Here is a 14,321-nt window from a genome sequence, read left to right as displayed (position 1 = left end):
GTTACTGCCCGTAATACGCATTCACGCCATGTTTGCGCAGATAATGTTTATCCAGCAACTCAGGCTGCATATCCGGCAACTGCGGAGCTAACTGGCGCGAGAACAGTCCCATGTAGGCGCACTCTTCGAGCACCACGGCGTTATGTACGGCGTCTGCGGCGTCTTTACCCCAGGCAAACGGACCGTGTGAATGCACTAACACCGCCGGAACCTGCATCGGGTTCAGGTTCCGTTGCTCAAAAGTTTTAATGATGACTTCGCCGGTCTGGTATTCATATTCACCGTTGATCTCCTCAATGGTCATCAGACGGGTACATGGAATAGAACCATAGAAATAATCGGCATGCGTGGTGCCCCATGCAGGGAGATCAAGACCCGCCTGCGACCAGATCGTCGCGTGGCGTGAGTGGGTATGGACGATCCCACCGATCTCAGGGTAGCGGCGGTATAGCGCCAGATGGGTTGGCGTGTCAGATGAGGGTTTTTTACTCCCTTCAACCACGTCGCCGCTGGCGATATCCACCACCACCATATCGTCGGCGGTCATCACGTCATATTCTACGCCGGATGGCTTAATCACCATCAGTGTCCGCGTTTCATCTACCGCGCTGACGTTACCCCAGGTAAAGGTGACTAAACCATGAGCCGGAAGCGCCAGATTGGCTGCCAGCACCTCGGACTTCAGTTGTTCTAACATGGAAATCCTCCTTCCTGCATACGTGCCTCTATCCAGCGTCGTGCCTCGATAATTTCCAGTACCGGCTCTTTCGCTTTTTCAGTCCACATTTCAATCAGAAACGACCCGCGATAGTTCAGCTCATGCAGCGTTTTGAAGATACCAACAAAGTCCACACACCCTTCGCCAAAGGGCACATCGCGAAACTGGCCCGGATGGGTTTCGGTTACTGGCAGCGTGTCTTTCAGGTGGATAGCGGCGATACGGTCAATGCCCAGTGTCAATTCGGCAGTGACGTCATTACCCCAGGCGCTGAGGTTGCCTACGTCCGGATAGACGGTGAACCACGGCGATGACAGCATTTCATCCCACTTTTTCCACTTGCTGATCGAGTTCATAAATGCGGTATCCATGATTTCTACCGCCAGCATGACCTGCGCGGCGGCGGCTTGCTCGACTGCCCATGCCAACCCTTCGGCAAAGCGCTGCTGCGTACCTTCGTCATGTTCTTCGTAATAGACGTCGTAGCCTGCCAGCTGAATGGTGCGAATACCGAGATCGCGCGCCAGACGAATGGCTTTGGTCATGATGTCGCGCGCCCGGGCGCGTGTAGATTCATCGCGGCTGCCAAACGGAAAACGGCGGTGGGCGGACAGGCACATTGAGGGGATTGCCACACCGGTTTCCAGCATCGCGCTCACCAGCGATGCGCGCTGAGCGGGACTCCAGTCGAGACGCGACAGGCGTTCATCGGTTTCATCCACTGACATTTCGACGAAATCAAAACCGCAGCTTTTCGCCAGCACCAGACGCTCCGGCCAGGAGAGGTCTTTCGCTAGCGCTTTTTCATAGATACCTAACGGATGATTACGCATACTGTGCTCCCCAGATGGCATCGATTTGCGCATGGAATTCGCCAGCAACCTGCGTTGGGTTTTTCGCCCCAGCCAGCGCGCGTCCGGCGATAAAGGCTTTGACGTTGATATCGCGAAACAGCGGCAGATCGGCGGGCGTAATCCCGCCGGTAATCGACAGTTCCAGACCAATATCGGAAAGCGCTTTCATGCGTGCCAGATCCGCTTCGCCCCACTGTTGCCCGCTGGCCTGGGCATCGCGCCCGCGATGGTAAATCGCCTGACGAACCCCAACGCGATACCAGTCTCGGGCGTCATCCAGCGTCCAGTTGCCGAACAGTTCCATCTGAATTTCACCGCCGCAGGACTGCGCGACGCCATGACCTTTTTCTACCGTCGCCAGCGGCGCAGCGCAGATGATGGTCATCCAGTTAGCGCCAGCATCAAACGCTTGCTGTGCGAGGGTTTCGCCCGCATCGGCCACCTTCCAGTCGGCGACGATGATTTTATTTGGGCACTGGGTGCGTAACGCTTTTACGGCGCTAAGGCCTTCGGTTAAGCAGAGAATCGTCCCCGCCTCAACGATATCAACACTCTCTTGTAGCAGTGCGACATCGCGCTGGGCCGCCTGCAGGTTGGTGTGGTCGAGCGCCAGTTGCAGTAATGGTCGACTCATCATTCGTACTCCTTAATGCGGGCGTGATAGCCCTGTAGTGCGGTAATTAAATTCTGGTATTGGCGGTATTTACGCTGGTAGCTCGCATGCGCGGCGGCGTCTGGCAGCAGCGTGCGTACCGGGTGCTGTAAGCTGCGCTGGGCGTCGCTGAAATCGTGATAAACGCCGGTGCCTACGCGGGCAGCAAGCGCTGCGCCAAAGCAGCCGGTCTCTTCAATCTGCGGCAGCTCGATACGTAAGCCGCTGACGTCGGCCAGCATTTGCATCCAGACATCTGAGTGCGCCGGACCTCCGGTGACGCGCAGGGTATGCGCCTGCGTAAAGCGTTCGCGCATGCGGTTGAGGTGGGTCATGTGGCTGAAAACCACGCCTTCGTAGATGGCCTGTAATAAGTGGGCGCGAGAGTGTATAGCCTGCATGCCATAAAAGCCGCTGGTCATCTCCAGCCCGGCGTTGCTGCCGTACAAAAAGGGCAGGAAGAAAAGCTCGCTACCGGCTTTCGGTAAGCTGTCGACGGCCTGATTGATCTCATCAAAAGAGAGTTCGCCCCACTGAGCGGTAAACCATTCCAGATTGCCGGAGGAGGTCGGACTGGCTTCGTGAACGATGTACTGCCCGTCATTCACATAGCGGCCATAAACATAGGGATGGGCCTCGTGGTCACGCAGGCCGTGAGCGATCCCGCTGGTGACAGCCCAGGTTCCCATTACCGCGTTGAGGGTGTGCTCATCTTCAATACCGGCGCAGAGTGCGGTGGAAACCACATCAAACAGACCGCCGACGACGGGCGTACCCGCCGCCAGACCGGTGATGGCGGCTGTCTGAGCGGTGATTTCCCCGCATATTTCTGCTGAGCCAACGACAGGTGGCAGGGCAGCGTCGATTTCACTGATGCCCAGCCATTGGGTCAGTTGCGGGTCGTACTGACCGGTGGTCATGTTGTAGAGGTTCGACTCGGAGATATTGCTTTCTTCGCAGCCTTTGACGCCGGTTAAGCACCAGCGCAGGTAATCATGGCCCATCATGACGCTGCCAATTTGCGCGTAGCGCTGAGGGGTATTCTCCTTTACCCAACGCAGGAGCGATGCCGGATGCCCGGTCCACAATGTCTGGCGGGTGACCGGGTAGAGCTGTTCAGGGATCCCATCCTGCTGCCAGCGCTGAACGATGTCCATCGCGCGTCGATCGGAAGAGAGAATGGCATTGCCCAGCGGTTTATCCTGCTTATCAAGAAGAAACAGGCCTTTGCCCTGAGCGGAAATACCGACGCCTTTAATTTGATCGCCGCAGACGCCAGTGCGTTTTAACAGACCGGCAATGGTCGCGACGCACTGTTGCCACAGTTGGTGCATATCGCGTTCGGCGTAACCGGGTAACGGCGATATTGTCTGCAGCGATTGCCGGTTAATTCCCTGCTCATGACCTTTGGCATCATACAAACCTGCTTTCAGATATGTACCGCCACAATCAATACCCAGCCAGAAGGTCGCTTTCTCACTCATCTTTGTCATCTCATTTTGGCCGGATGACGCTGCGCTTATCCGGCCTGGGGTATGTATGGATTTCGTCGGCCCGATAAGCGAAGCGTCACCGGACATCGTGTTACGCCGCGTGTTTACGCGGATTCAGCGTCTTTAGCGGCGCAGAACCGGCATCGCATTTTGCTGGCAGCAGCAGTGCCATCAGCGCGGCCAGCGCCAGTGAGATTGCCAGGCAGTAAACGCCCGCATCTTTGCTGTACAGGGTGATGAGTACGCCGACCGCGTAAGGACCGCAGAAGCCTCCAAGGTTGCCGAGGGCGTTGATAACCCCACGTGCGCCACCGGCCATTTCCGCGCTGAACAACCGCGCCGGAATGGTCCAGAACACGCCCGCAGCCGATTGCAGGAAGAAGCCACAGCCGACCAGCGCGGCATAAGCCAGCCAGACGTTATTTTTCAGCGCTACGGAGAGGAACATGCACAGGGCAAAGCCAATCAGCGGCAGGCAGACGAACAGCTTGCGTTTACCGGTGCGGTCAGAGAGAGAAGAGAACAGGAACATCCCGGCAATTGCGCCAACGTACGGCAGAATGGCGAGCATACCGACCTGTCCCATGCTGCTGTGCGTCAACTCTTTGAGGATGGTCGGCAGCCACAGGGTGTAACCGTAAATCCCGGTTTGGTAGAAGAAATTCAGTGCGATCAACTGCCACATGGTTTTATCGGACAGCACCGCGCCCAGAGAGGCATTTTTGACTTCGGTTCCGGCAATGGCTTTTTGCTCGGCGGCCAGCGTTTCAACGAGGTAATTTTTCTCGGCGTCAGAGATCCAGCGTGCTTCCTGCGGTCGGTCGTAAACGGTATAGGCCCACAGCACCAGGACCACAATGGAGAGTAAACCTTCAATAATGAACAGCCAGCGCCAGTCGAGCACGGTGATGATCCAACCCGAGAGCGGGGCGGTAATGATCCCGGCAATCGGCACAAACATAATCACAATCGCATTGGCGCGACCGCGCTCGGCGTCGGGGAACCAGTTGCTGATCATCGTCAACACAACCGGCAGCATGCCGCCTTCGGCAACGCCGAGTAAAAAGCGCAAAACCAGCAGTTGATACTGATTAGTGATCAATCCTGTCAAAACGGAAATAACCGCCCAGGCAACCAACGACCAGCCGATAAATTTCTTGCCGCTACCGTGTACGGCAATTTTTCCGCCGGGAACCTGTAAAAACAGATAACCGATAAAGAAAATACCGCCAGCCAGTCCCGCCATGGTGGCGGAAATACCTAATTCGGCGTCCATGCCGCCCGGCATCGCAAATGCGATATTAACGCGGTCCATATAAGAAATAATACAGGCGATGAGAATGGGTGGGATAATTCGCAGCCAGCGCTGACGGGGTATATCTTTGAGTGTAGGGCGAGAGGTCATGTTCATATTAATATTCTCGTAGAGTAGTATGTTATTTTTATAATTTTGTTTTGTTTAATGCAGCGATACCGTCGCGCAATATTGCTACGCGATGATCCACATCTGCATTGGCATTTATTTCCAGTAATTTAATACCGGCAAATTGCAATGGCTCGGTTCCTGCGCAGGCGAATAATTCGCGGGCATGGTCGGTGGTCATCAAGCTTTGCGGGCAGAAAGGAGCAAACGGCGCGTGTAAGTCCTGCCACTCGCCATACTCTCCCGTGATTGTGGTGCCGGAAAACATCAGCGCGCCCAATTTACCGGCCTGTTGGACTTGCTGCGTGTGGGTCAGCGGTAGGGCGAGGTTCTGCCCTTCAATGGCCGATCGCGCCCAGTTAATGCACACGCTGATGTCATATCCGGTTATTGCGTCCAGCACGTTTTCTAACGGCAAAAAGCCTTTGCGTGGCGCAGGGCCCGTCATGGCATCGCAATGCTCCAGCACCAGATCGCAGGACCAGTCCCAGTGGGTAATTTCTTTCAGTGAACGAGCGAACGCGTCGGTGGCCTGGGCGACGTTCGGGTTGCCTGCCAGCGGGGCAGCGTGCAACTCCAGCGCGATCACTTTTCCGCCATTAGTTGCATTGATATGGTTGATTTTCTGGTGCAGATGGCGGTAATACGCCACACAGGCTTTACGCTGATCTTCGTCGCTGGAGGCCAACCCGAAACCACCCTCAGTACCGCGGCGGCGCATGGTTTCCATAATGGCCGTGACCACGATTTGCCAGTCGCCCGGCGTATGGCGCAATAACCATTCGTCGCCCAACGGATGCAGATGTTCAAGGCAGGGCTGTTCCAGTCCGCGAATATCCGGGGTATCGGAGAGCTGCCGCCAGAATTCCTTCTCTTCCTCTTCACTCTTTTGGTGAAATGAGGGTGCACAGGGGTACGCACCGATAATATAACCGGTTGTATTAGCTTTCATTTTTTGTGCTCCTTTTATAAAACTGAAATAGCAACCTTCACGACTATTTTGCGGATCGGTGTGGCGACAGTTTTATGACATCCCGGACGATGAACATCCTGCGGGAAAAATATGGCGTAGCTTCCCGGAGTCATTTCAATAAAAGATTCATGTTCACTGGCGTGATAAAAAATAATATCGCGCTGTTCTAATAACGCTTCGCTGATTTCATTATTTCCGGTATCAATAGCGATACCGATTTTTTCTTCACCCCAGGCTAAAAACTGAATATCAAGATAGCGGCGATGCACTTCCGGGCGATTTTCGGCTGGGTCACGGGTAGTTAAATCGATAATCTGCGCGAAGATATTTTTACCGTCTATCTCCACCACGCCCGGCTCCAGTTTGCGGAAATCCGTGGTGCGCAGAAAATCGAGCGCCCTTTCAATCGCTGCGGGCAAACGACACGGATTAGGCTGAGCAATATGTCCAAAGATCATGGTGTTGCTCCTTACAGCGACTGAATTTTTGCCCAGACACTGTCATCAATGGTGATGCCGTTTTGGCGATTTTCTGCCAGTAGCTTTGTAAACTCGTGGCCCGGCAGACGAACAGGCGTGTTTTCATCAGCGCGTTCGGCGGTGGTGATGAAATCCATAATCCGCTGTAGTTTGGCATCGCGGGTGGCGCCATCGATTAGCTTATCCACTTCAATGGCGATGAAAATCTGTGAAACGCCATATTCATCGCTGTTATCCTGGGTGACTTCCGCCACGGAGGAACCGTCAGAAAGCAGGGTGGCAATCATATCCAGCACAATCGACAGGCCTGAACCTTTCCAGTAACCCATTGGTAAAATGCGGCGATTTTTTTCGATAACGCCCGGCTCTTTGGTGAGATTGCCTTCATCGTCAAAACCACCGTCTACCGGCAGTTCGCGACCAGCTAGGCGATTCACTTCCAGCATGCCGTAGGAGAACATCGACATCGACATATCAACCATGGTGATTGGCGTGGAGGGGATCGCGACAATCAGCGGGTTGGTACCAATACGGCACTCTTTCGAACCCCATGGCGGCATTACGGCAATCGAGTTGGTCCAGCAGATACCAATGTACCCTTTCTCTGCCGCCTGCCAGCCATAGCTGCCGCCGCGCATCCAGTGGTTGGCGTTACGCAGCGCGACCAGGCCAATACCGTGATCGGAAGCCAACTCAATAGCTCTGTCCATCATCTTTTTCGCCGTCAGGTTGCCGATCGAACGCTGGGCATCCCATTGTTCAATCGCCCCCAGGCTGGTAATGCGCTGCGGTTTGGCCTCAGGAATGATGTCGCCGTTATCCAGTTGCTGAATGAAACGGGGGAAGCGATTCACGCCGTGCGAATAAACGCCGGACTCGGTGGTGCGCGCAAACATTTCGGCACAGGCATCGGCGGTTTCAACGGCGATACCGCGTGCCAGCAGTACCCGATTGAACGCATCTTTCAACTGCTCAAAAGTGACTTTCATTCCTGTTTCCTTGTTTAAGTTTGATCGCTTTTTTATCTCTAAATTTCACTATGCGAAATCTGATTTCAAATATAGCGATCAAATTTTGACAGATCAACGGGGTGGTCTATTTTTTAAAATCATCAAAATCAAATAGTTGTGTTTTTTCGGTTCAGATCGTGAACTGAAACACACTTTGCGCTACCATCAGAGCGCGACGAAAAGGGGAGCGGAAGCGATGGGCACCAAAGAGAGTGAAATGACGCAAGATAAAGAGAGGCCAGCCGGAAGTCAGAGCCTGTTCCGTGGTTTGATGTTGATTGAGATCCTGAGCAACTATCCGAATGGGTGTCCGCTGGCCCATTTGTCTGAACTGGCCGGGCTGAACAAAAGTACCGTGCATCGACTCCTGCAAGGCCTTCAGTCATGCGGATACGTCACGCCCGCACCCGCTGCGGGCAGTTATCGGTTGACCACTAAATTTATCGCCGTGGGACAAAAGGCGCTGTCGTCACTGAATATCATCCATGTTGCCGCACCGCACCTTGAAGCGCTGAACATCGCCACTGGCGAAACGATCAACTTCTCCAGTCGTGAAGATGACCATGCGATTCTGATTTATAAGCTGGAGCCGACGACAGGCATGCTGCGTACCCGCGCCTATATCGGCCAACATATGCCGCTGTACTGCTCCGCGATGGGCAAAATTTACATGGCGTTTGGGCATGCGGATTACGTGGAGTCCTACTGGGAGAGCCATCAGGATCTGATTCAGCCGCTGACCCGCAATACCATTACCGGTCTACCGGCGATGTACGATGAACTGGCGCAGATCCGCGAAAGCAGTATGGCGATGGATCGGGAAGAGAATGAGCTGGGGGTATCCTGTATTGCCGTGCCGGTGTTTGATATTCATGGCCGGGTGCCCTACGCGGTATCAATTTCACTCTCGACATCGCGACTCAAGCAGGTAGGGGAAAAGAATCTACTCAAGCCGCTGCGGGAAACCGCACAGGCCATTTCAAATGAGCTGGGCTTTACCGTTCGCGATTAGGCGCATGCCAGGCGTCGTTCAGACACCTGACACTATTTAACCGTTTCCCCTGTCCGATCAAAGCGACAGGGGCAGTCTCTCTGGCAATCTGAAGTTTTCATGCAGAAGGAGGGGGCAATGAACGAGTTTATTATGGCGGATGCGGCAAAATGTATTGGGTGTCGTACCTGTGAAGTTGCCTGCGTCGTCGCGCATCAGCAAAACCAGGACTGTGCGTCGGTCTCTTCTTCTGCGTTTGTCCCGCGGATTCGGGTGATCAAAGACGATGCCTTTACAACGGCAGTCGCCTGTCATCAATGTGAAGATGCTCCCTGCGCGAATGTTTGTCCAACGCACGCTATTCGCCGTGAACATGGGCATATCTTCGTTGAACAAACACGGTGTATTGGTTGTAAAAGCTGTATGCTGGCCTGTCCGTTTGGGGCAATGAATGTTGTCGCCCGCTCATCGCGGGTGCAGGCGATAAAATGCGATTTGTGCTGGCATCGCGAAACGGGGCCTGCGTGTGTTGAAGCTTGCCCGACAAGTGCGTTGCAGTGCGTAAGCGAGAATCAGATCGCGCAGCTAAACTGTGAAAGGCGTAGCCGTACGGCGTTTTCTACCTTTTGAACATTGAGCAAGGACGCATAATTATGGCATCAAACAAGCAAGCGTATCTCGCCGCTGCGAACAACGGTCTGTTTAAAACGGACTCCGAGTTTGTAGCGACCCCGCCACAACCCGTTACCCTTGAAGCGTTACAGGCGCGTGTGGAGGGGCAGACGCTATTTCCGGAGCTGTTGTCACGTATTGACGAAGAGAAAGAAGAACTGCATCTGACCTTTACCGCAGACGGTGAGCTTTATCTTTATCGCGTTTCTCTCTTTAGCTGTGAGCACGATCCTTCCGCCCTGGAATACGTCCCTGGCGCACGTTCTGTTGCACCGGAAGTACTTTCTGAGATGGCAGAATATCGCCAGCGAATCTCAGTCACGACCCGTTTTAGTAATGATGTTTTCCTGAGCTGGCAGCAGGCGATCAAAATTGTGGGACTGTTGGTGCCGGACCTGCTGGTGGCCCAGGACGCTAGCGCAGGCGGTAGGCTGTTTTCCCGCGAGCGGTTACTGTTTGAAGCGCGTTTTCCGGCGCGGCCGCGTGCAGATACACTGTATGCGATCCACGCCGTTCACGATGATGAAAACGATCATTACTGGTTGCACACGCATGGCCTGCGGCGGTTGGGTTTACCGGAGTGCGAGGTGATTATTCACCAGCCGGTGGAAAATCTGGGCAGTATTGGCTACATGATTGAAGCGTTTGTGAATATCTGTATTGACGATCGCGGCATGTATTGTAATGAACCGCTGATGCTGGCGCGAACTCACGAAGGCGAGCAGTATATTGTGGCCATTCCCTGGGAACAGGGACTTAGCGTGATCGAACATGGCGGCAACCTGAACCTGTTGCCTGAGATCGCAGAGAGGGTGGGTGATATCTCAGATTTACCTTCCGGGCGTTTTTCCGGCGATCTGGCCGATCGGGAAGATGAGCATAATGGCCCGTCGTGCCTGTTGTTCCGTCTAGCCGATGAGCGTGGCGGCATTGGCAGCGTGATTGACGGTGGGCTGGGTGGCGATCAAGTGATGTTCATGAAAAGTATCGCATTGTCGGATAGCGATGCGCAAAAAGCGCAAATGCGCTGGCCTTATTTCCAGCATATTTTTGAGACGCAGCATAATGAAATATCAGCGCCCCTTGTCAAAATCGGTGTTCCCTACGGCGATGACGATAAGCGCGAACATATGTGGTTTATGTTGCAGAACATCGCTGATGAACATCTGACAGGCGTATTAACCAATCAGCCGTATTACGTGCATCATATGCAGGAAGGCGAGCAATATACGTTACCGTTTACACTGCTCAGTGACTGGCGCATTTATCATCCGCGGGGAGTGTTTACCCCAGATAATATTTTCGAGCTGATATCGCACAGTTCGTGATGCTAGCGCCCGATACAAAACGGTATCGGGCGACAAAAATCAGTTGCTCCCTTCGCTCCAGGCGCGCTCGATCTCTTCCGCCAGAATTTTCACCCCAGCTTCGATTTTCTCCGGCTCCGGAACGTAGTTCATCCGCATGCACTGATGGGTATGCGGCCAGGGTTTATCCAGACCCGGGAAGAAGTAGTCACCGGGAACCATCAGTACGCCGCGCGCTTTCAGGCGCTGATACAGCAGCTCGGTGGTGATCGGCAAATCTTTAAACCATAACCACAGGAAAATCGCGCCTTCCGGTTTATGAATCAGGCAGCGATCTTCAGACAAATAGCGGCGAATGATCGCAATCGTCTCCTGAACACGCTGATAATAAAACGGTTTGATTACCGTTTCGGAGAGGCGCAGCAGATCGTTACGTTTAATCATCTCGCACATCATTGCCGGCCCCATTCCGCCAGGCGCGAGGCTGATGATGCCGTTCATATTGGTGATGGCGGTGATGATTTTTTCATTCGCGATGATGATGCCGCAGCGGGAGCCTGGCAGGCCCAGCTTCGAAAGGCTCATGCACAGCACAATGTTGGGGTTCCACAGCGGGCGCGCTTCGCTAAAGATGATGCCGGGGAACGGTACGCCATAGGCGTTATCAATCACCAGCGGGATCCCATGCTGGTTGGCCAGCCGGTCCAGCTTCATCAGCTCTTCGTCGGTGATCACGTTGCCTGTCGGATTCGTCGGACGAGACACGCAAATCATCCCCGTCTCTTCACCAATATGCAGGTGTTCAAAATCAACGTGATACTTAAACTGGCCTTCCGGTAACAGTTCGATGTTTGGGCGCGCGGAGACAAAGAGTTCCTCTTCCAGCCCGGAATCGGCATAACCAATGTATTCCGGGGCTAACGGGAACAATACTTTTTGCGTTGTGCCGTCGGCGCGACGTCCGGCGAACAGATTGAATAAGTAGAAAAACGCGCTCTGACTGCCATTTGTCAGAGCAATATTTTGTGGCTCGATATCCCAACCCTGCTTCTCACGTAGCAGTTTCGCCAGCTCAGACAGTAGCTCGGTTTTTCCTTGTGGACCGTCATAATTACAAAGCGCATCAGTGGCTTTGCCGTTTTCCAGCATATCTGCCAGCAGAGACTGAAAGTAATTTTGCATCTCTGGAATTTGCGCCGGATTACCGCCGCCAAGCATGATGGCGCCTGGGGTGCGTAAACCGTCGTTGAGGTCCTCCATCAGGCGTGTGATGCCTGAATGGCGGGTGAATTTGTCGCCAAAAAGTGAGAATGTCATAGCAGGTGGTCTGTCGAACTGAGTAGTAAAGTGGCTAACCATAGCGCTACCCATGGCAGGGTGCAAATCGGGGGCATCAGGTTGGATTGAGGTTTTGTTCTGTAGATTTTTATCTGGCTGGTTTTTTATGTTGAATCAGGCTTCCCGCTGCGTGCACAGCGAGAAGCCGGGCGCGTCAGGGCTGACCGGCCCACACCACCATCACTTTGTCGTCGCCATGTTCGCGGATAAATCCGTATCCCTGCTTCAGGGTCAGCGTGGTTTGTTTACCGGTGCCAATGGCGGGATGTCTGGCCCTGAACTGGCCGATACGTTGCCAGTGTGCGACGCTGGCGGCAGATTTCCCGGTCACATCCTGCCAGTTCATCTCCGAGCGCGTCCCCTGTAATGGATCTGAGCCGGTTGGGCCAAAGGGGCGGGCCGACTCGTCGCCATAAAAGAGTTGTACTGCGCCAGGCGCCAGCAGCAATAGCTCGGCGGCTTTGTCTCCACCTTCGCGGAACAGACGTGTATCGTGCGAGGAGAGATAGCTCAGAACGTTAAAGTCCTGTAGTTTATCCGCCATCTGCTGCCAGGTGGGGTCCATATTCGCCAGACACTCGACGGCTTTTGCCGCTTGCTCCTGGTAGTCGAAATTGATCATCGCATCGAAGCCGTGACGGTAATAGTCGCTTTGCATCACGCCGTGGCCCCAGGCCTCGCCGGTCATCCAGAAGGGTTTATCATCCAGCGCTTTGTCAGGGTTGGCTTTCTTCCATTCGACCAGCGCCGCGCTGGCCTGTGTTTTTAGCTGCTGCCAGGCGGGAAGTTCGACGTGTTTAGCGGTATCGACCCGAAAGCCGTCAATCCCGTAATCACGCACCCACTGACTGAGCCAGTGCGTCAGATAATCCCGGGGCGTGTATCCGGCGATAGCTTTAGCGTGCGTATCCGGCTTGTGCTGATAAAAATGTGGCAGCCCGGAGGGCCTGGTGGATTCGGTTTTCAGGTCGGGCAGGAAGGCCAGCGACATGGTGAGGTCGTCAAAGCCAGGATTGTCGTAATCGCCAATATCGGTGCGGATCCAGTTTTTCCCCCACCATTTTTCCCAGCCGGCTTTATCGCTGAAGTTGATGTAATCATTAAAGCTGTGCCAGCTCTGCCCGGCGGCCGGTTTCCAGTCAGTCCAGCGTTCGCCGAGCGTTTTTTTCAGCTCATCGCCCGATAAGTACAGCGCCCCAAATTGATATTCCTGCATATCCGCCAGGGTGGCGTAGCCGGTATGGTTCATTACCACATCAAACAGAACACGGATGCCGCGCTGATGTGCGCCATCAACCAGCGCGCGCAGGTCTGCTTCGTCACCCATATTGGCGTCGAGCGTGGTCCAGTCCTGAGTGTAGTAGCCGTGGTAAGCGTAGTGAGGGAAGTCGCCTTTGGTGCCACCACCGACCCAGCCGTGGATTTGCTCAAACGGCGCACTGATCCACAGGGCGTTGACGCCCAGTTGTTGCAGGTAGTCGAGTTTGCTGGCGAGCCCGCGCAAATCGCCGCCGTGGAAGGTGCCAATTTCCTGCATGCCGTCGCTGCGACGCCCATAGCTGTGGTCGTTACTCGGATCGCCATTTACAAAGCGGTCCGTCAGGACGAAATACACCGTGGCGTTATGCCAGTCAAAAGCGGCAGGGGCATCAGTTTCCGCCCGTTCGAGCAGCAACAGCCCGTTACTGGTTGCGGCGGGCTGCAGGGTAATCGCCCCGTTTTTTACCGTCGCGGTTTGCTGGCTGTAGAAATCACGTACCACGGCACCTTCCGGGAAGGTCTGGCTCACGTTCAGCGTGACCGGCGCACCGTCCCATTTCGGGCACTGGCGAATCTGGGTCGTGACAGGGTCTGCGGCGCTTTTTACCGAGAGCATCAGCGTTGGCGTACCGGAGCGGGTATCCACTTCCAGCGTGTAATCGCCGTCTTTGAATAAGCGCCACTGCGGCGGAGCGCCTTCACACGGTTTTAGCGACAGCATCTGGTTGAGTTTTATCGCATCGGCGGGCTGCCAGCACTGTTGGTCAAAATTCAGGGTTAAAGGACGAGTACCCTTCGTCAACGCTGCATGGCTGACGAATTTACCCGTACCTTCCGCTTCGAAGGTCGGTAGTCCCTGAGAAGTCCATGATGAAGCGATGGCAATGCCGGGTATGAGCGCCAGCGCAACGGCGGCAAGTTTCATAATGCTGTCCTTGATGCTGCGATTTTCGCCAGTTTGCCAGTGAAATCAGGCCGGAAACTCCTCCTTAGAGTCGATTCCGCCAGGAGGAGAAGTGAGGGTGAGTTAACGCGCGCAAAAAACAAACTGATTTTGCGATAACCCCCACATTTTCTTCGAATTAATGGCACCCCGAACCGTTAATGCGTGACATAGTTTCAGAATTGGACTATTCCTTTGGGTGCTCTTG

At 54.4% G+C, this 14,321-nt stretch carries 13 protein-coding genes; 3 read left to right on the top strand and 10 right to left on the bottom strand.

Translation table 11 applies throughout. The annotated features are described in order from the left end of the window. Window position 1: 1 nt before the first annotated feature. From araD to yiaK, 8 genes are all read right to left on the bottom strand, one after another. Window positions 2-697 (bottom strand): L-ribulose-5-phosphate 4-epimerase, encoded by a 696-nt coding sequence (araD, locus tag OGV80_RS07730; protein WP_286514398.1) that lies wholly within the window; start codon window positions 695-697, stop codon window positions 2-4. Next, window positions 691-1,551: an L-ribulose-5-phosphate 3-epimerase gene (locus OGV80_RS07725; RefSeq protein ID WP_193145683.1), complete on the bottom strand. Its 861-nt coding sequence runs from the start codon at window positions 1,549-1,551 to the stop codon at window positions 691-693. The genes araD and OGV80_RS07725 overlap by 7 nt, the downstream gene beginning before the upstream one ends. Continuing rightward, window positions 1,544-2,206: a 3-keto-L-gulonate-6-phosphate decarboxylase UlaD gene (ulaD, locus tag OGV80_RS07720; RefSeq protein ID WP_286514529.1), complete on the bottom strand. Its 663-nt coding sequence runs from the start codon at window positions 2,204-2,206 to the stop codon at window positions 1,544-1,546. The genes OGV80_RS07725 and ulaD overlap by 8 nt, the downstream gene beginning before the upstream one ends. Beyond that, window positions 2,206-3,708 (bottom strand): FGGY-family carbohydrate kinase, encoded by a 1,503-nt coding sequence (locus tag OGV80_RS07715; protein WP_286514392.1) that lies wholly within the window; start codon window positions 3,706-3,708, stop codon window positions 2,206-2,208. The genes ulaD and OGV80_RS07715 overlap by 1 nt, the downstream gene beginning before the upstream one ends. A gap of 100 nt (window positions 3,709-3,808) precedes the next feature. Next, entirely contained in the window at window positions 3,809-5,128 is a 1,320-nt protein-coding gene (locus OGV80_RS07710; protein WP_043018700.1) for an MFS transporter, read from the bottom strand. Window positions 5,129-5,159: 31 nt separating this feature from the next. Then, a complete protein-coding gene (locus tag OGV80_RS07705; protein ID WP_043018699.1) occupies window positions 5,160-6,092 on the bottom strand; it encodes a DUF4862 family protein in 933 nt (310 codons plus the stop codon). Window positions 6,093-6,106: 14 nt separating this feature from the next. Further along, window positions 6,107-6,571 (bottom strand): YhcH/YjgK/YiaL family protein, encoded by a 465-nt coding sequence (locus tag OGV80_RS07700; protein WP_043018698.1) that lies wholly within the window; start codon window positions 6,569-6,571, stop codon window positions 6,107-6,109. Between the two features lie 11 nt (window positions 6,572-6,582). Then, on the bottom strand, window positions 6,583-7,581 hold the full coding sequence (gene yiaK / locus OGV80_RS07695) for a 3-dehydro-L-gulonate 2-dehydrogenase (RefSeq protein ID WP_043018697.1): 999 nt from the start codon (window positions 7,579-7,581) through the stop codon (window positions 6,583-6,585). A gap of 217 nt (window positions 7,582-7,798) precedes the next feature. Between yiaK and yiaJ the strand changes: the two genes are divergently transcribed. The 3 genes from yiaJ (at window position 7,799) to OGV80_RS07680 (ending at window position 10,593) form a co-directional block, all read left to right on the top strand. Continuing rightward, a complete protein-coding gene (yiaJ, locus tag OGV80_RS07690; RefSeq protein WP_043018696.1) occupies window positions 7,799-8,614 on the top strand; it encodes an IclR family transcriptional regulator YiaJ in 816 nt (271 codons plus the stop codon). A gap of 117 nt (window positions 8,615-8,731) precedes the next feature. Further along, window positions 8,732-9,223, top strand: a complete 492-nt coding sequence (locus tag OGV80_RS07685; protein ID WP_043018695.1) for a 4Fe-4S dicluster domain-containing protein — start codon at window positions 8,732-8,734, stop codon at window positions 9,221-9,223. A gap of 23 nt (window positions 9,224-9,246) precedes the next feature. After that, window positions 9,247-10,593, top strand: coding sequence for a DUF4026 domain-containing protein (locus tag OGV80_RS07680; protein ID WP_286514388.1), 1,347 nt, complete (start codon window positions 9,247-9,249; stop codon window positions 10,591-10,593). A gap of 39 nt (window positions 10,594-10,632) precedes the next feature. Here the strand turns inward: OGV80_RS07680 and avtA are convergent, their stop codons facing one another. Both avtA and malS read right to left on the bottom strand, forming a co-directional pair. Further along, entirely contained in the window at window positions 10,633-11,889 is a 1,257-nt protein-coding gene (gene avtA / locus OGV80_RS07675; RefSeq protein ID WP_075145492.1) for a valine--pyruvate transaminase, read from the bottom strand. Between the two features lie 175 nt (window positions 11,890-12,064). After that, complete coding sequence (gene malS / locus OGV80_RS07670; RefSeq protein WP_286514384.1) at window positions 12,065-14,095, bottom strand: alpha-amylase; 2,031 nt, start codon at window positions 14,093-14,095, stop codon at window positions 12,065-12,067. Window positions 14,096-14,321: the final 226 nt, after the last annotated feature.

It is taken from the genome of Citrobacter sp. Ce119 (assembly GCF_030334525.1).
GTDB classification, from domain to species: Bacteria; Pseudomonadota; Gammaproteobacteria; order Enterobacterales; family Enterobacteriaceae; genus Citrobacter; species Citrobacter europaeus.
This window is presented reverse-complemented; position numbering and strand designations above follow the sequence as displayed.

Bases quoted from the DNA above. Each gene is read 5' to 3' on its own strand.
- araD (WP_286514398.1), bottom strand. From the start codon at position 697: ATGTTAGAACAACTGAAGTCCGAGGTGCTGGCAGCCAATCTGGCGCTT.
- OGV80_RS07725 (WP_193145683.1), bottom strand. From the start codon at position 1,551: ATGCGTAATCATCCGTTAGGTATCTATGAAAAAGCGCTAGCGAAAGAC.
- ulaD (WP_286514529.1), bottom strand. From the start codon at position 2,206: ATGAGTCGACCATTACTGCAACTGGCGCTCGACCACACCAACCTGCAG.
- OGV80_RS07715 (WP_286514392.1), bottom strand. From the start codon at position 3,708: ATGAGTGAGAAAGCGACCTTCTGGCTGGGTATTGATTGTGGCGGTACA.
- OGV80_RS07710 (WP_043018700.1), bottom strand. From the start codon at position 5,128: ATGAACATGACCTCTCGCCCTACACTCAAAGATATACCCCGTCAGCGC.
- OGV80_RS07705 (WP_043018699.1), bottom strand. From the start codon at position 6,092: ATGAAAGCTAATACAACCGGTTATATTATCGGTGCGTACCCCTGTGCA.
- OGV80_RS07700 (WP_043018698.1), bottom strand. From the start codon at position 6,571: ATGATCTTTGGACATATTGCTCAGCCTAATCCGTGTCGTTTGCCCGCA.
- yiaK (WP_043018697.1), bottom strand. From the start codon at position 7,581: ATGAAAGTCACTTTTGAGCAGTTGAAAGATGCGTTCAATCGGGTACTG.
- yiaJ (WP_043018696.1), top strand. From the start codon at position 7,799: ATGGGCACCAAAGAGAGTGAAATGACGCAAGATAAAGAGAGGCCAGCC.
- OGV80_RS07685 (WP_043018695.1), top strand. From the start codon at position 8,732: ATGAACGAGTTTATTATGGCGGATGCGGCAAAATGTATTGGGTGTCGT.
- OGV80_RS07680 (WP_286514388.1), top strand. From the start codon at position 9,247: ATGGCATCAAACAAGCAAGCGTATCTCGCCGCTGCGAACAACGGTCTG.
- avtA (WP_075145492.1), bottom strand. From the start codon at position 11,889: ATGACATTCTCACTTTTTGGCGACAAATTCACCCGCCATTCAGGCATC.
- malS (WP_286514384.1), bottom strand. From the start codon at position 14,095: ATGAAACTTGCCGCCGTTGCGCTGGCGCTCATACCCGGCATTGCCATC.